The 15,146-nt window shown below is 69.0% G+C and carries 16 protein-coding genes; 7 read left to right on the forward strand and 9 right to left on the reverse strand.

The features are described from left to right. Positions 1-64 precede the first annotated feature (64 nt). The 3 genes from ACI3KT_RS00900 (at position 65) to ACI3KT_RS00910 (ending at position 3,307) form a co-directional block, all read left to right on the forward strand. A complete protein-coding gene (locus ACI3KT_RS00900) occupies positions 65-1,063 on the forward strand; it encodes a hydroxyacid dehydrogenase (protein ID WP_404901902.1) in 999 nt (332 codons plus the stop codon). A 112-nt stretch (positions 1,064-1,175) separates the two neighbouring features. After that, complete coding sequence (locus tag ACI3KT_RS00905; protein WP_404901905.1) at positions 1,176-2,228, forward strand: LacI family DNA-binding transcriptional regulator; 1,053 nt, start codon at positions 1,176-1,178, stop codon at positions 2,226-2,228. Beyond that, positions 2,225-3,307: a glycerate kinase gene (locus tag ACI3KT_RS00910; RefSeq protein WP_404901907.1), complete on the forward strand. Its 1,083-nt coding sequence runs from the start codon at positions 2,225-2,227 to the stop codon at positions 3,305-3,307. Before ACI3KT_RS00905 ends, ACI3KT_RS00910 begins: the two co-directional genes overlap by 4 nt. A gap of 169 nt (positions 3,308-3,476) precedes the next feature. On the opposite strand, the gene pgm is transcribed toward ACI3KT_RS00910, so the two are convergent. Then, positions 3,477-5,120: a phosphoglucomutase (alpha-D-glucose-1,6-bisphosphate-dependent) gene (pgm, locus tag ACI3KT_RS00915; protein WP_404901909.1), complete on the reverse strand. Its 1,644-nt coding sequence runs from the start codon at positions 5,118-5,120 to the stop codon at positions 3,477-3,479. A 130-nt stretch (positions 5,121-5,250) separates the two neighbouring features. On the opposite strand from pgm, the gene pheA reads away from it, so the two are divergent. Then, positions 5,251-6,201, forward strand: a complete 951-nt coding sequence (pheA, locus tag ACI3KT_RS00920; protein WP_292910992.1) for a prephenate dehydratase — start codon at positions 5,251-5,253, stop codon at positions 6,199-6,201. 223 nt (positions 6,202-6,424) lie between these two features. Here pheA and ACI3KT_RS00925 read toward each other — a convergent pair whose 3' ends face one another. From ACI3KT_RS00925 to ACI3KT_RS00945, 5 genes are all read right to left on the reverse strand, one after another. Further along, positions 6,425-7,345 (reverse strand): endonuclease domain-containing protein, encoded by a 921-nt coding sequence (locus ACI3KT_RS00925; RefSeq protein ID WP_404901911.1) that lies wholly within the window; start codon positions 7,343-7,345, stop codon positions 6,425-6,427. 175 nt (positions 7,346-7,520) lie between these two features. Beyond that, the gene (locus ACI3KT_RS00930) at positions 7,521-7,727 is read right to left on the reverse strand and encodes a methyltransferase (RefSeq protein WP_404901913.1); all 207 of its coding nucleotides are present in this window, start codon (positions 7,725-7,727) and stop codon (positions 7,521-7,523) included. An 83-nt stretch (positions 7,728-7,810) separates the two neighbouring features. Further along, complete coding sequence (locus ACI3KT_RS00935; RefSeq protein WP_404901917.1) at positions 7,811-8,854, reverse strand: LLM class flavin-dependent oxidoreductase; 1,044 nt, start codon at positions 8,852-8,854, stop codon at positions 7,811-7,813. A gap of 59 nt (positions 8,855-8,913) precedes the next feature. Beyond that, positions 8,914-9,141 carry a hypothetical protein gene (locus ACI3KT_RS00940; RefSeq protein WP_404901918.1) on the reverse strand — a complete coding sequence of 76 codons (228 nt, stop codon included), beginning with the start codon at positions 9,139-9,141 and terminating at the stop codon, positions 8,914-8,916. A 94-nt stretch (positions 9,142-9,235) separates the two neighbouring features. Next, on the reverse strand, positions 9,236-9,658 hold the full coding sequence (locus ACI3KT_RS00945) for an Hsp20/alpha crystallin family protein (RefSeq protein WP_292910998.1): 423 nt from the start codon (positions 9,656-9,658) through the stop codon (positions 9,236-9,238). A gap of 112 nt (positions 9,659-9,770) precedes the next feature. Here ACI3KT_RS00945 and ACI3KT_RS00950 point away from each other — a divergent pair, with 112 nt between their 5' ends. From ACI3KT_RS00950 to ACI3KT_RS00960, 3 genes are read left to right on the forward strand one after another with little or no spacing between them, the layout of a single operon-like run. After that, positions 9,771-10,055: a MerR family transcriptional regulator gene (locus ACI3KT_RS00950; protein WP_404901920.1), complete on the forward strand. Its 285-nt coding sequence runs from the start codon at positions 9,771-9,773 to the stop codon at positions 10,053-10,055. 41 nt (positions 10,056-10,096) lie between these two features. Continuing rightward, on the forward strand, positions 10,097-10,738 hold the full coding sequence (locus tag ACI3KT_RS00955) for a phosphoribosyltransferase (RefSeq protein ID WP_404901921.1): 642 nt from the start codon (positions 10,097-10,099) through the stop codon (positions 10,736-10,738). 27 nt (positions 10,739-10,765) lie between these two features. Beyond that, positions 10,766-12,490, forward strand: a complete 1,725-nt coding sequence (locus ACI3KT_RS00960; protein WP_404901922.1) for a cation:proton antiporter — start codon at positions 10,766-10,768, stop codon at positions 12,488-12,490. A gap of 300 nt (positions 12,491-12,790) precedes the next feature. Here ACI3KT_RS00960 and ACI3KT_RS00965 read toward each other — a convergent pair whose 3' ends face one another. From ACI3KT_RS00965 to ACI3KT_RS00975, 3 genes are all read right to left on the reverse strand, one after another. Continuing rightward, on the reverse strand, positions 12,791-14,206 hold the full coding sequence (locus tag ACI3KT_RS00965) for a dicarboxylate/amino acid:cation symporter (protein ID WP_404901924.1): 1,416 nt from the start codon (positions 14,204-14,206) through the stop codon (positions 12,791-12,793). Between the two features lie 256 nt (positions 14,207-14,462). Then, positions 14,463-14,795 (reverse strand): hypothetical protein, encoded by a 333-nt coding sequence (locus ACI3KT_RS00970; protein ID WP_404901927.1) that lies wholly within the window; start codon positions 14,793-14,795, stop codon positions 14,463-14,465. Positions 14,796-14,856: 61 nt separating this feature from the next. Then, the gene (locus ACI3KT_RS00975; protein ID WP_404901930.1) at positions 14,857-15,132 is read right to left on the reverse strand and encodes a helix-turn-helix domain-containing protein; all 276 of its coding nucleotides are present in this window, start codon (positions 15,130-15,132) and stop codon (positions 14,857-14,859) included. Positions 15,133-15,146 lie beyond the last annotated feature (14 nt).

A 15,146-nucleotide genomic window follows, 5' to 3' on the forward strand; every position in this document is an offset into this window, starting at 1 on the left:
TCTAACCTAGGGACGCGAGCACTGTCAATCATTGATCGGATGTTTCGCCTTCGAAGGAGATCGTATGGAACGTGTAAAGGTGCGTCTGGTGATGGAGGAGCGGCGTCGACCCGACGTCTATCCGGCCGAGGTGCTGGCCGATATCGACCGTATCGCGGACCTGGCCAGGCCGTTCCTCACCGCGCAGGAGCTGGCGGATCAGCCCGACGCGCTGCGGGACACCGAGGTGCTGCTCACCGGATGGGGGGCGCCCGTGATCGATGCCGCCCTGCTCGAGCGGGCGCCGCGGCTGCGAGCCGTGCTGCACGCAGCCGGCTCGGTCAAGCACATCGTGACCGACGCCGCATGGGAGCGGGGCGTCGTCGTGGTCTCGGCGGCGTCGGCGAACGCCGAGCCGGTCGCGGCGATGACGGCGGCTCAGATCCTGCTCGCGGCACGTGGAGTCCAGGCCTCTCGCCGGGTGTACCTGGCCGAGCGGTCACTGGCCGCGTCTCGGGTCGCCTCGGGTGCACGGGGGAGCGTCGTCGGCCTGGTGGCCCTCGGCGAGATCGGCCGACGCGTCGCCGAACGGCTGCGCGGCACGGGCGTGCGGATGCTCGCGGCCGACCCCTTCGCGTCAGCGGACACAGCAGCCGAGCTCGGTGTGGAACTCGTCCCGCTGGAGGAGCTGTTCTCGGACTCTGACGTGGTGAGCCTGCACGCGCCGCTGCTGCCGTCGACGACGGGGATGATCGGTGCGGTGCTGCTCGAGCGGATGCCGCAGGACGCGACCCTCATCAACACGGCTCGCGGCGGGCTGATCGACGAGCCCGCGCTGATCGACGTGCTCTCGCGGCGGGGAGATCTGACGGCACTGCTCGATGTCACCGCGACGGAGCCGCCGGCATCCGACTCGCCCCTCTGGGCGCTCGAGAACGTGGAGCTCACGCCGCACGTGGCCGGCTCCATGGGTGCCGACCGTGCCGGGATGGGCCAGCTCGTCTGCGATGAGCTGGAGCGGCTGATCGAGGGCAGGCCGCTGAGGCACGAGATCACCCGGGAGGCGCTCGCTCGGACGGCCTGAGAGGCAACCGGTTGCCAGCGGCCTTTCTCCCACGCTCGCGCCGACGGACAGTCGCCGCCCTCGGAGGCGTCGGCGTCGGCGTCGGCAGAAGGGCGGACAGTATGCTCTGAGCATGAGCTCACCGGAAAGCCTTTCCCGGCCTCGGCAGGCCCGATCGGCGCGCGGCGCTGCAGCCACGCTGCATGACGTCGCCCGCGAGGCAGGAGTGTCGCTCGCCACCGCGTCCCGCGTTCTCAACGGATCCGAGCGCAAGGTCGCCGAGTCGTTCCGCGAACGGGTCGAGGCGGCGGCGAAGACGCTGGGTTACACTGCGAACGTCTCGGCGCAGGCGACCGCGCGCGGCACCTCGCCCGTGATCGCTCTGCTCGTCGCCGACATCGCCGACCCCTACTTCGGCCTGATCGCCTCGGGCGTCGCCCGCGGTGCGGACGAGCACGGTCTCGTCGTGACGGTCGCGATCACCGAGCGCGACCCCGAACGCGAAGCGCGCATCATCAGAGCGCTGCGCGGTCAGCGGCCGCAGGGACTCATCCTCTCCGCATCCCGCACCGACGACACCGAGTCCGACACCGCACGGGAACTCGCGGGATTCGCGGCCCTCGGCGGGCGCATCGTGACGTTCGGCGCCGGCGGCGTCGAGAACCGGCACGTCGAGATCGACAACCGCTCGGGTGCCGAGGATCTCGGCCGGCAGATGGCGGCGCTCGGCTACCGCTCGGCGATCGCGATCGGCGCAGCATCCGGAGTCCGCACCTCCGACGACCGTCTCGCCGGCTTCCGCGCCGGATTCGAGAGTGGAGGCGGCGCGCTCGGGCGCGTTCTCAGAGGCGACTTCCGTCGAGAATCGGGAGCAGCCAGCATGACGCAGGCCCTCACGGAGGGCGTGGAGCCGGGCACCCTCGTGTTCTGCATCAGCGATGTCGTCGCTATCGGCGCGATGTCGGCGCTGCGCGAGGCCGGGCGGGAGATTGGAACGGACGTCGCCGTGTGCGGTTTCGACGACGTGCCCTCCAGCATCGACGTCACACCCGCGCTCACGACCGTGCGCATCCCGCTGGCCGAGGTCGGCTACCAGGCGTTCCGGGCCACCGTCGACGCCGACTGGACGCAGCCTCCGCTGCCCCTCGAGGTCGTCGTGCGCGCGAGCACTCCGGGTCTGTCGTGACGCGGGTCGTGCTGGCACCCGACAGCTTCAAGGGCACGATCACGGCGGCGGACGCCGCCGTGGCGCTCGCCGAGGGCTGGGCGTCCGTCGACTCCGCCGCCGAGTTCGTGCATCGGCCGATGGCCGACGGTGGAGAGGGGACGGTTGCGGCGTTCGCCGCGGCGGTGCCGGGTTCTCAGCGGATGCCGGTCACAGTCGACGGGCCGGCAGGCGTGCCCGTCGAGACGTCCTGGCTGCTGCTGCCCGACGGCACTGCCGTGATCGATCTGGCGTCGACCAGCGGCATCGAGCTTCTCAGGGAACTGCGCCCATGGGACGCGGACACCACAGGTCTCGGACAGGCGCTCGTCGCCGCCCTCGACCACGGCGTCACGCGCGTCGTGGTCGGCATCGGATCGAGCGCCTCGACCGACGGCGGCACCGGGATGCTGTCGGCTCTGGGGGCTCGGTTCCTCGACGCCGCCGGCGCGCCAGTCGCACGCGGAGCCCGAGGGCTTGCGGACATCGTCTCGGTCGATCTCAGCGGGCTCCGTGCAGTGCCCGACGTGAGAGTCCTCACCGACGTGACCAACCCGCTCACCGGACCACGAGGCGCAGCCCCGGTCTTCGGCCCGCAGAAAGGGCTCACGCCTGCGGAGATCCCGGCGGTCGACAGCTCGCTCGCACGGCTGGCCGCACTGCTCGGGCTCGATGCAGACCTGCCCGGCACGGGGGCGGCCGGAGGCGTCGGAGGAGCGCTCGTGGCCTGGGGAGCGACGCTCGCCCCCGGCGCCGCCGAGGTCGCGACGCTGATCGGACTCGCCGAGGCGATCGCAGACGCCGACGTCGTGATCACCGGAGAGGGCTCCTACGACGGGCAGTCCGGCGACGGCAAGGTTCCCTCGTTCATCGCCGCGCTCGCCGCGGAGTCGAACACCACCGCCATGCTGGCGGCCGGTCGCATCACGGCGGATGCCGACATCGCGCTGTTCACGGCATCCGCATCTCTCACCGAGCTCGCGGGGTCGTCGGACTCCGCCCTCGCCGACCCCGCGCGCTGGCTGCGCGTCGCCGGTGCAGCTCTCGCCGAGTCCCGCTGACCGGCCGTCGAGCGAGAAGCGCAGCGACGAGACGAAACGCGGTGAGCTGCGGTCGGCCGATGTCCCGGTCGGAGGCGGGCGTTTCGTCTCGCTTCGCTCGCTCAACGAGCGGTGCCTCTCTTACTGGTCGTTGAGCGAGGAGCGACGAGACGAGACACGGTGAGCCGGGTCAACCGCCCAGGGCGGCGGACACCACGGCGCGAGCCTCGGTCTGCACCTCGGCGAGGTGCTCGGGTCCGAGCAGACTCTCGGCGTACAGCTTGTAGACGTCTTCGGTGCCGGAGGGGCGCGCGGCGAACCACGCGTGCTCGGTCTGCACCTTCAGCCCGCCGATCGCAGCGCCGTTGCCGGGGGCATGCGACAGCTTGGCGGTGATGGCCTCACCCGCGAGGGTCGTCGCGCTGACGGCATCCGGGGCCAGCTTGCCGAGCGTCGCCTTCTGCTCCGGCGTCGCCGGGGCGTCGACGCGCTGGTACGCGGAGGCGCCGAACGCCTCTTCGAGCTCGCGGTACCGCTCCGAGGGGCTCTTGCCCGTCACGGCGATGATCTCGGCCGCGAGCAGGCAGAGCAGGATGCCGTCCTTGTCGGTCGACCAGACCGAGCCGTCCTTGCGCAGGAACGAGGCGCCGGCGGACTCCTCGCCCCCGAACGCGACCGAACCGTCGAGGAGCCCCGGCACGAACCACTTGAAGCCCACGGGGACCTCGAGCAGCCGCCGGCCCAGCGACTCCGCGACCCGGTCGATGATCATCGACGACACCAAGGTCTTGCCGATCGCGGCATCGCGCGGCCACTCGGCGCGGTGCGAGAACAGATAGTCGATCGCGACGGCGAGGTAGTGGTTGGGGTTCATGAGACCGGCATCCGGCGTCACGATGCCGTGACGGTCGGCATCGGCGTCGTTGCCGGTCAGGACGTCGAAGTCGCCCTTCTTCGCGACGAGCGACGCCATCGCCGACGGAGACGACGGGTCCATACGGATCTTCTCGTCCCAATCGAGCGTCATGAAGCGCCAGGTCGGATCGACCTCGGGGTTCACGACCGTGAGATCGAGGTCGTAGACCTCCGAGATCAACGCCCAGTATTCGACGGATGCTCCGCCCAGCGGGTCTGCGCCGATGCGCACACCCGCGTTGCGGATGGCCTCGACGTCGATGATCGAGGAGAGGTCGCGCACGTAGGCGTCGCGGAAGTCGTAGCTGCCGAGCTTGTCGGCGTCGATGTCTGCATGGCGAATGCGCTTGACGCCGTCGAGACCGGCGGCGATCAGCTCGTTCGCGCGATTCGCGATCCATCCGGTGGCGTCGGTGTCCGCGGGGCCGCCGTGCGGGGGATTGTACTTGAAGCCCCCGTCGCGCGGGGGATTGTGGCTCGGAGTGACGACGATGCCGTCTGCGCGTCCGGCGGCGTCGGCCGCGAGGGCGCGGTTGTAGGTGAGGATCGCATGGCTGAGCGCGGGGGTCGGCACCCAGGCGTCACGGGCATCCCCCCGCACGTCGACGCCGTTCGCCACGAGCACCTCGATCGCGCTGCGCTCGGCGGGGAGCGAGAGCGCGTGAGTGTCGCGGCCGAGGAACAGCGGGCCCGAGATGCCCTGTCCGTTCCGGTAGTCGACGATCGCCTGCGTGGTGGCGAGGATGTGGTTCTCGTTGAAGCTGTTCGACAGCGACGAGCCACGATGACCGCTCGTGCCGAACACGACGCGCTCGGCGGCGACATCGGGATTCGGCTGGCGATCGTAGTAGGCGGCGATCAGCTCGTCGACATCGATGAGGTCAGTGTCCTCCGCAGGGAGGCCGGCGCGGCTCGTCATGCAGACAGTCTGCACCGACCGGGCCGTAAGCGCACGTTGGGTTTCCTGAGCAACGCAGGTATTCGGCCTTCGCAGACGTGCTCGGCGGCCGATCCAGCGACGTCTCGCCCATCGGGAGGAGAGGGCTAAGGTGAAACGCGTGACCGAACGCCGCACGTACAGCTATCTGGGACCCGCAGGAACGTTCACTGAAGCGGCGCTCGACCAGGTTCCCGAGGCCCGCGGCCAGGAGTGGCGTGCGGTGCACAACGTCGGCGAGGCGCTCGACGACGTCCTCTCCGGTCGGTCGTACGCCGCCATGATCGCGATCGAGAACTCGATCGAAGGCGGCGTCTCGACCACACAGGACGCCCTCGCGACGCTGCCGGGTCTGCGCATCGTCGGCGAGTACCTGGTGCAGGTGAACTTCGTGCTGGTGGCGTCGCCCGGCACACAGCTGTCCGACGTTCAGGTGATCGCCGCCCACCCCGTCGCCTATGCGCAATGCCACGGCTGGCTGGGAGCCAATCTCCCTCAGCATTCGCACGTGCCGGCCGCGTCCAACGTCGCCTCCGCCATCGGGGTGCTCGACGGCACGCTCCCCGCCCAGGCCGCGATCGCGCCTCCGGGGATCGTCCGACACTACGACGTCGATGTGCTCGCCGAAGACATCGGCGACAACAAGCAGGCGGTCACCCGCTTCGTGCTCGTGACCCGCACGATGCGCTCGCCCGAGCCGACGGGTGCCGACAAGACGTCTCTGATCGTCGAGCTGCCCCACGATCATCCGGGGTCGCTGCTCGAGATGCTCGAGCAGTTCTCGACCCGAGGGATCAACCTGTCGCTCATCGAGTCGCGCCCGATCGGCGACGAGCTCGGCCGCTACCGGTTCGTGATCGACGCCGACGGGCACGTGAGCCACGAGCGCATGGCCGACGCGCTGCTCGGCATCCGCCGTTTCAGCCCCCGCGTCGTCTTCCTCGGGTCGTATCCGCGTGCCGATCGGCAGATCGTCCAGTACCCGGAGAGGTACGAGGACGACGTGTTCGTCGAGGCGCGCGACTGGCTGCGCGGCATCCTGTCGGGCGAGCCCGAGGACTGACCCTCTCGTCTCTGTCGCGTCCTCGCCTCGCCGTTCTGGTGGGTGGTCACTTCAGCATCTCGGCGTCGGCTCTGGGATGCGATTCTGGCCACCTAGGGAGCGGATGCGCGGCCGCCTGGCGAAGGCCCTGCGTGGGTGGTCACTTCTGCATCTCGGCGTCGGGTTCGCGGTGCGATCTTGACCACGCACCACGGCCGGATGCGCGAGGGTCTGGCGAGCGCGATCAGCGGGTCGCGATCGCGTTGCGGATGCGGCGGAGCAAGGGAGCGCCGCCGTGGCGGAGGTCGAGTTCGGTGACCCGGATCACGATCCAGCCGAGGTCTTCGAGGTCGCGCTGTCGCTGGATGTCGTGCCGCCACTGCGACTTGCTGCGCCGATGTCCGTCGCCCTCGTATTCGATCGCGATCTTGAGACCCGGATACGCGAGGTCGACTCGTGCCACGAAGCGTCCGCGCTCGTATACGGAGTGCTGAACGGCAGGTTCAGGCAACCCGCTCGCGATGAGCAGCAAGCGAGTCTCCGTCTCCTTCGGAGACTCGACATGGTGTCGGATCCGAGCAAGAGCGTCACGGACTTGACCGCAAGAGGGAAACCGTCCCCATTCGCGAAGCCTGACCGCTATCTCGGCCGGCGTGAAGATCGGTCGGTTCTCGCGAATATCGGGGTAGTTCTCGGACGTGGTGATCATCGAATCGAGGAGCACGACGATCTGATCCTCGGTGAGATCCTTCGCGCACATGAACAACGCCCCGATCGGATCGACGATGGGGATGCCGTCCAGCATCCAGCCCCGGATGCGAGAGCGGGCGAGGCGTGTGCTCTTCACCCCCACGAGCCGGGGGCGCGCAGCATCCGTCGGCACGACGATCTCGATGTCGTCTTCGATCAGCCAGAGATTCGGATGAGGGTATCGCCACACCTGGAGGGCGGTGCTGCCGCCGACGCGCTGTTCGCTGCGCAGGCGAGGTGCGAGACTGAGCACTCTCTCCATCGGAGTCGTCGGAGTCCTGCGCGCACGAACCGCGTCAAAGGGACGCGCGAGATCGCGCGAGGAGATGCGGCCTCGGCGGATGCCGATTTCCTGAGCGTCTTGCACAGTGAAGCTGCCGCCGAGGCTCTCGGGGAGGGGGATCCGGTGTCGCATCGCCCCATGGTGCGCGATGCGACGGCGGGGCCGTGAGCCGAACTTTGACGCTTTCCCGCGAACCGTGGATAACTCGCGCCTGTGGATAGGCTGTCGTGGCGAGTGAGTGGTCGAATCAGCATCCCTGCCAGGAAAATCCGATGCGCATCTGACCACCCACGAAAATATGCTCTCGTCAGTGCTCGCGGAACATCGGCCAGGAGCTGCCCGGCGTCATGTGCGCGTGCAACGCTCCCTTCGCCGACGCCAGACTCGGGTAGGTGCCCACAGCGGCATCCGAGCCCGCCATCACCACCGTGTACCCGTCGTCGTGGCGGATGCTCCCGACGACTCCGTTCGTGCCGTAAGCGACCCACAGGGCCAGGGTCTTCGTCGTGCTCATCATCGAACCCCTTCCGTCGGGCCCGACGCTACCCCTCTCCTCGGGGAAAGGCCAGGGGTTGACACGTCGCCGCCCGAGGGTCGTCAGATCGACGCGGCGATCAGCTCCAGCGTCTGTGCGCGGCCCGGCGAGGAATCCCGGGGTTCCGATTCGTACGACGCGGCCACGGGGGAGAGCATGACCTCGTCCACGCCGTAGCGCTCGGCGAACGCGTTCACCTCTGCAGCCACCGACTCGCCCGTGCCGACGAACCACCGCTCGCGGGCCGCCGAGACGACCTGGTCGGTCGCGGCATCCGACTCTGCGGCGACGGCCTCTTCGACCGTCTCGAGCGGGGTGAGCGGTTTGTTCAGGCGCAGCCGGGACATCATCCGCAGCTGCGGCAGTGCTCTGGCCTCGGCCTCCTCCTGGGTCGGGGCGGCGACCGCGTTCACTGTCAGGAACGTCCGGGGCTCGGGGTGCTCTTCGCTCGGGCGGTAGCTGGAGCGGTACAGATCCAGAGCGCGTTCGAGGCCCTGGCCCGAGAAGTGGTTCGCGAAGACGTAAGGCAGGCCCGCGGATGCCGCGAGCTGCGCCGAGTAGTCGCTCGAGCCGAGCAGCCAGATCTCGGGGGCTCCGGTGGCCGCCGGCGTCGCGTGCACGGTGTACTCGCCACCGGAGGTGAACCGCACGGTGGCACCGTCGCCGCCGAGGAGGGCGCCGATGTCCTGCACGTGCCGGGGGAACTGCTCGACGTCGCTGGTCGTTCCGGATCCGCGCAGCAGTTGCGTGATCACGGGGTCGCTGCCGGGTGCGCGGCCGAGGCCGAGGTCGATCCGGCCGGGGGCGATCGCCTCGAGCGCCGCGAACTGCTCGGCGACGATGAGCGGCGCATGGTTGGGCAGCATGACTCCGCCGGAGCCGAGACGGATGCTCGTGGTGCGGCTCGCCGCGGCTGCGATCAGCACAGGGGGAGTCGTGGATGCCACGGCCGGCATGTTGTGGTGCTCGGCGAACCAGTAGCGGCGGTAGCCGAGCCGGTCGGCGATCTGCGCGAGGCTCAGCGATGCGGAGATCGCCTCGGCGCTGGTCTGCCCGGTGCGCACCGGGACGAGGTCGAGGACGGAGAGCGAGGTGGAAGTCATCATCTACCGCAACGGCCAGGGAGGGCGGGGAATTCCCGCCCTCCCTCGGTGACCGCTGCGCGTCAGGCGGCGACCGGCTGACGAGGCTCGAACGCGTCGGCGAGAACCGCGCGCCCGAGCCGGTACCTGATGTGCCAGGCCGCGCTGTAGCTCTGCTCCGGGAGCGACTCGAGCAGAGCCCTGTCCTCGACGCAGAGACCTTCGCGGGCCGCTTCGCGCAGAAGATCGTCTCGCAGAGCGGGATATTCCATACCGGCGAGGAATCGATCGAGCATGGGGGAGAGCAGCATGAGGGTCGTCCTTTCCGTGTGCGGGGTGCTCCGTCGCGGACAGTCCGTCGACGGGCTCGGGGAGGGGCGGGCCGGTGGCCCGCCCCAGGTCGGCTCAGGCGTCGATCGCCTGTCGGTGGTCGCGGGATTCGACCTCGATCTTCCGCGGCTTCGCGCGCTCGCTGACCGGGATGATCACCGAGAGCACACCGCTCTCGTACGAGGCGCTGATCCGATCGAGATCGACGCCCTCGCCGAGCGTGAACTGCCGCAGGAACTGACCGGCGCCGCGTTCGCGTGCGAGCCAGCGCACGCCCTCGCGGTTGTCCGCCGTGCGCTGTGCGCGGATGGTCAGCTGCGAGCCGTCGAGGTCGACGTCGACCGAACCTGGATCGACGCCTGGGAGGTCGGCATGCAGGACGTACTGCTCTCCGTCGCGGAACAGGTCCACCGGCATCAGCCGGGGTGCGCGAACGGAGTCGAGCACGCTCGCGGCGAAGCGATCGAGCTGACTGAACGGATCGAATGACAGTGCCATGAGTGTCTCCTTTCGTGCGAGGTTCCACGAGACTTATCTGCATCTCGTGCTATAGATTTGTTATAGATCAAGTCCGCAAGCTAATGCAACCCCCGGTGAAGGAAATCTGTCGATGGTCGAAAGAGATTCTCAGACCCCGGTGTACGGCATCGCCGTAGCCGCGCAGCTGCTCGGGTTGCCGGAGGCGAGTCTGCGGCTGTTCGAGGCCAAAGGACTGCTCACGCCGGCTCGCAGCGACGGCGGTACCCGGCGCTACAGCGACGACGACATCGCACGCCTCAGGCGGGTGACCGACCTTCGTGACGAAGGCATCAACATCGCCGGCATCCGTCGCGTGCTCGATCTCGAAGATGAGAACGCGAGCCTGCGGGATCAGGCCGACGACGCGGGGTCTTGACCCGCGCCGCGCGGCGAGGTAGTCCGGAGGAGGAGGACGCCGTGGACAGGTTCAGGGATCGAAGAGAGGCGGGGCGGATGCTCGGAGCCCGCCTCGCCGAGGATCCCCCGCCCGAGCCCGTGGTGCTCGGGCTGCCGCGCGGCGGGGTGCCGGTCGCCGCGGAGGTCGCGGCTGCGCTCGCAGCGCCGCTCGACGTGCTGGTGGTGCGCAAGCTCGGCGTGCCCTGGCATGAGGAGGTCGCGATGGGCGCGGTCGGCGAAGAAGGAGCGCGCGTGCTCAACCCGGCGGTCATCGAGGCCGCTGGGGTGTCGGATGCCGACCTGGAGCGCGTCGAGCGCCGGGAGCGCGCCGAAGTGGAGCAGCGCGCGGGCCGGTTCCGTGAGGGACGCACGATCTCCGACCTGCGCGGTCGCACCGCCATCCTCGTCGACGACGGCATAGCGACCGGCGCGACGGTTCGCGCGGCGTGCGCGATCGCACGGGCGCGAGGCGCGGCATCCGTCGTCGTGGCCGTGCCGGTCGCGGATCCCGACGCCGCGCGATGGCTCATCGAAAGCGGAGATGCCGACGACGTCGTGGTCCTGCAGGTGCCCGAGGACTTCATGGCGGTGGGGATGCACTACCTCGATTTCCGCCAGGTCGCCGACGGCGAAGTGGTCGAGCTGCTGCGCCGCTCTCCCTGAGCCTGCGCACCCCAGTACCGTGGGGGCATGGATGCTGAGCTCTTCTACATACTGGTCGGCAGCGTCGTCGTCGCGGCGATCTCGCGCTGGCGCGGCTGGCCGGCGCCGCTCGTCGTCACCGTCGCAGCCCTCGCGGCATCCTTCCTCCCCTTCGTGCCCGATCTCGACATCGACGGGCATGTCCTGCTCAACCTCGTGCTGCCGCCGCTGCTCTACTCGGCGGCGCTGGACGTGTCGTTCGTCGGGTTCAAGCGCAGCCTGCCGCAGATCCAGCGCCTCGGCATCTGGCTCGTCCTGCTCACGACGCTCGCAGTCGGGCTGGTCGCCTGGCTGATCCTGCCGTCGCTGACATTGCCCGGTGCGCTGCTGCTCGGGGCGATCGTCGCCCCGCCCGACGCCGTGTCGGCGGCCGCGATCGGACGCAAGCTGGGGTTGCCTCGGCGCATCATGAACGTGCTGTCGGGCGAGAGCCTGATCAACGATGCGACCTCGCTGACCCTGTACCGCGTGTTCGCGCTCATCCTGGCGGGGGCCACAGTCACGATCCCGAACGGCGTCTGGCAGTTCGTGCTGGCCGTGGTCATCGGCGTGGCGATCGGGCTCGTCTTCGGCATCGGGCTGCACCAGCTGCGCATGCGCATCGGCGACGCCGTCGTGATCGGCACCTTCGGTCTGCTCGCACCGTTCGGCGCCTACGCGATCGCCGAGCATCTGGGCGGGTCAGGTGTGCTGGCCGTCGTCGCCATGGGCATCTACGTGGGCTTCAACTCGCCGCGCACCGACTACACGACGCGACAGCAGGAGAAGCCGCTGTGGTCGTCGGCCGATCTGCTGCTCGAGAGCTTCGTCTTCGCGTACATCGGTCTGCAGTTCCCGCGCGTGCTCAGCGATCTGGGGAGCGAGTCGGTCGCGCAGATCCTGTGGCTGTCGGCGGCCGTGCTCCTGGTGGTGCTGCTGGTGCGCCCGCTGTACGTGTTCCCGGTGAACGCCTGGGCGAACCGCGCCGATCGGCGACGGCTCGCCCGGGTCGATCGGGGCATCGAGTCCGGCGTATTCGACCAGCGTCGCAAGAAGTCCAGGCGCTGGCGACAGTACAGCGCGGATGAGCTGCGGACGCAGATCGTGCGCGAGCGGATGGCGGGGCTCCAGCTCACGTGGAAGGACAACGCGGTCATCTCCTGGGCCGGCATGCGCGGCGTCGTCACGCTGGCCACCGCTCTCGCCGCGGCCGATCTCGCGACCCTGGGGACTGAAGCCTCGCACGCGATCGTCGTCGTCGCGTTCATCGTCACGGTCGGAACACTCCTGTTGCAGGGGCTGACACTGCCCATGCTGATCACGAGGCTCGACATCGCGAGCGACAGCGAGCACGAGGAGGATGCCGCGGCCCTCGCCGCCGTGCAGGCCAAGACCCGCGAGGCGGGCAAGGCGTTCCTCGCAGCACGGCGCGTGGAGTGGGAGTCGACGCACGGGCGGGTCGACCTCGGCCTGTTCGACGCGTTCGCGAAGCGGATGACGCGGGTCGAGAAGGATGCCGACGAGGCGCAGCAGGTGGAGGACGCCGTGACCCGGCCCTCGTTCGACGAGCTCATCGCACTGTCGCGCGGATGGCTGAAGGTGCGGCGCGAGATCGTGCTCGCCGAGCGCGACGCGGGAAACCTCGACGAAGAGGTCATGCGCGAGCTGCTCGCCGCGATGGATGCCGAAGAACTCGCTCTCGACACCCGGAGCGTGACGCGGCAGCAGCGGTAGAGGTGGTGTCGGGGTCGCTCAGGGCCCCGCCCCCTTGAGCAACTGTTCTCCCGGGTGTGCGTTATGGTCGCGCTTCGCCGGGAAGGCGACCTTTCGGTGCACCTGGGTGGGAGGGATCCGCTGGCGGCCTGCCGGGGTGTGCGTTGTGGTCGCGCTTCGCGGGAGAGGCGACCTTTTGGCGCACCTCGGTGGGCCGCATCAGCTGGGCGGATCGCCGGCAGCGACGTATCGGTTCGATCCAGTGGGGAAACGCACGAGCGCCTCGTCCTTGAACAGGGCGAGGCGCTCGTGGGGAGGTGATCAGCGCGCGCCGACCGTCTCCTTGTCCGCGTCCGATTCCGGCGCCTCGTCGCCTGAGTCGTCGGCGAAGGGCAGGCCCTCGCGCGGCGCGTTGTAGAGGTCTTCGTCGAGAATGCCCTCGCGCTTGGCGACGATGGTCGGGACGAGCGCCTGGCCGGCGACGTTGACCGCAGTGCGGCCCATGTCGAGGATCGGGTCGATCGCGATGAGCAGACCCACTCCGGCGAGGGGCAGGCCCAGGGTCGAGAGCGTCAGCGTGAGCATGACGATCGCGCCTGTGGTGCCGGCGGTCGCTGCCGAGCCGACGACCGAGACCACGACGATCATGATGTACTGCCACCACTCCAGCTGGATGCCGAAGAACTGGGCGACGAAGATCGCGGCGATCGCCGGGTAGATGGCGGCGCAGCCGTCCATCTTCGTGGTCGCGCCCAGCGGCACGGCGAAGGAGGCGTAGGAGCGGGGCACGCCGAGGTTGCGCTCGGTGACTCGCTCGGTCAGCGGCAGCGTTCCGATCGAGGAGCGGCTGACGAAGGCCAGCTGCATGGCGGGCCAGACGCCGGAGAAGTACTGCTTGATCGACAGTCCGTTGGTCTTGATGATGATCGGGTAGACCACGAAGAGCACGAGGGCGAGGCCGATGTAGATCGCGATCGCGAACCAGCCGAGCGAGGCCAGCTTCTCCCAGCCGTACTTGACGACGGCGGCGCCGATCAGGCCGAAGGTGCCGAGCGGGGCGATGCGGATGATCCACCACAGCACGCGCTGGATGACCTTGAGCAGCGACTCGGTGAAGGCGAGGAACGGCTCGGCCTTCTTGCCGGCCTTCAGAGCGGCGATGCCGACGGCCACGGCGACGACGATGATCTGCAGCACGTTGAAGCCGATGCTCGAGGTCGCGCTGCCGGACTCCGGGTCGATGGAGGTGCTGACGGTCAGGCCCAGGAAGTTCTGCGGGATGAGGCCGGTGAGAAAGTTCCACCAGGTGCCGACCGTGTACGGGTCGCCCTCCTGCAGGCCTTCGCCGGCGCGGGATCCGGGCTGGATGATCAGGCCGAGACCGATGCCGATGACGACGGCGATGAACGCGGTGTAGGCGAACCACAGCAGCGTCTGACCCGCGAGGCGCGCGGCGTTCTGCACGCGGCGCAGGTTCGAGATGCTCGCGACGATCGCGGTGAAGATCAGAGGGATGACGGCGGCGCGCAGCAGCGTGACGTACGAGCTGCCGATCGTGTCGAGGGTGGCGGACAAGCCGTTCGGCGCCTCCACCGTAGCGCCTGCGTTGCGGGCGATCAGGCCGGCGACGACGCCGAGGACGAGGGCGGCGATGATCTGGAAGCCGAACGAGGTCAGCAGTTTGCGAACGGGTCCGCGGGTGTCGGGCGCCTTGGCGGCGCGCGTGGCAGTACTCATAGCAGGGGGAAACTCCAAGAAGCGCGGCGTGCCGAGTGCACGCGGGATGTTTCAACGCTACGTCTGGCTGGGAATTCCCTGGATGGAGATGACGAAGGATGACGGATGCCGACGGCATCCGGCATCCGCACTCTTGGTCGTTGAGCGAGCGCCTCGCTACCCCCCCCGGTCGTTGAGCGAGCGGAGCGAGACGAAACGTCTCAGAGTGCGCAGTCTGTTCTCCGGTCGTTGAGCGAGCGGAGCGAGACGAAACGTCTCAGGCGGTGCACTCCTCGTAGTTGTCCTGGAGGATCTTCTGCGTCAGGGTGGCGTCTTCGGTGCTGGACGCCTGGTCCTTGCCCTGGGCGATGTAGTTCAGAGTCTCGTTGCTGAGATCGGAGTCGACGAAGTGCTTCGCGAAGCAGTCCGCGGCGTCGTCCGTCAGCACGTCGCCCTGATCCTGCGACTCGAAGAACTTGATCAGACCGTCTGAGACCTGGTCGACGGTCGGGCGGCTCGCGCTGCACGCGGCGAGCGAGAACGCGAGCGCCGCGACGGGCACGGCGAGCAGCAGGCGGGCGGGGAGGCGCAGGTTCCGGTCGATGTTCATGGCTACACCGTACGCCGGGCATAGCCGATCGATAGAGAGGACGAGTGGGGAGGAGTGCCCATCAGCTCGCGCGGCGGCGGGCGTCGGTCAGTGGTGTCGCGAAATCGGCTGAAGAGACCTCGTCGATGAACGAGCCGGGCGTCGCATGCAGCGCCTCGGAGATGCGGATCAGCGTCAGGATGCTGAGCATCGAGCGCCCTGATTCGTAGCTGCGGATGTTCGAGGAGTCGATTCCGCTGAGCACCGCCAGCTGGTCCTGCGTGAGCCCCTTGCTCTTGCGCTCCTCGGCGATTCGGCTGCCGATGAGGGCGGCAGCAGCAGAGGGAGTTCGGGGCACCCGTCAAGCCCGAT

The organism is Microbacterium sp. ZW T6_19 (genome assembly GCF_044987465.1).
Taxonomy (GTDB): domain Bacteria; phylum Actinomycetota; class Actinomycetes; order Actinomycetales; family Microbacteriaceae; genus Microbacterium; species Microbacterium natoriense_A.

Coding starts and splice junctions, on each gene's coding strand:
- ACI3KT_RS00900 (WP_404901902.1), top strand. CDS start 65: ATGGAACGTGTAAAGGTGCGTCTGGTGATGGAGGAGCGGCGTCGACCC.
- ACI3KT_RS00905 (WP_404901905.1), top strand. CDS start 1,176: ATGAGCTCACCGGAAAGCCTTTCCCGGCCTCGGCAGGCCCGATCGGCG.
- pgm (WP_404901909.1), bottom strand. CDS start 5,120: ATGACGAGCCGCGCCGGCCTCCCTGCGGAGGACACTGACCTCATCGAT.
- ACI3KT_RS00925 (WP_404901911.1), bottom strand. CDS start 7,345: ATGCGACACCGGATCCCCCTCCCCGAGAGCCTCGGCGGCAGCTTCACT.
- ACI3KT_RS00930 (WP_404901913.1), bottom strand. CDS start 7,727: ATGAGCACGACGAAGACCCTGGCCCTGTGGGTCGCTTACGGCACGAAC.
- ACI3KT_RS00935 (WP_404901917.1), bottom strand. CDS start 8,854: ATGATGACTTCCACCTCGCTCTCCGTCCTCGACCTCGTCCCGGTGCGC.
- ACI3KT_RS00940 (WP_404901918.1), bottom strand. CDS start 9,141: ATGCTGCTCTCCCCCATGCTCGATCGATTCCTCGCCGGTATGGAATAT.
- ACI3KT_RS00945 (WP_292910998.1), bottom strand. CDS start 9,658: ATGGCACTGTCATTCGATCCGTTCAGTCAGCTCGATCGCTTCGCCGCG.
- ACI3KT_RS00950 (WP_404901920.1), top strand. CDS start 9,771: ATGGTCGAAAGAGATTCTCAGACCCCGGTGTACGGCATCGCCGTAGCC.
- ACI3KT_RS00960 (WP_404901922.1), top strand. CDS start 10,766: ATGGATGCTGAGCTCTTCTACATACTGGTCGGCAGCGTCGTCGTCGCG.
- ACI3KT_RS00965 (WP_404901924.1), bottom strand. CDS start 14,206: ATGAGTACTGCCACGCGCGCCGCCAAGGCGCCCGACACCCGCGGACCC.
- ACI3KT_RS00970 (WP_404901927.1), bottom strand. CDS start 14,795: ATGAACATCGACCGGAACCTGCGCCTCCCCGCCCGCCTGCTGCTCGCC.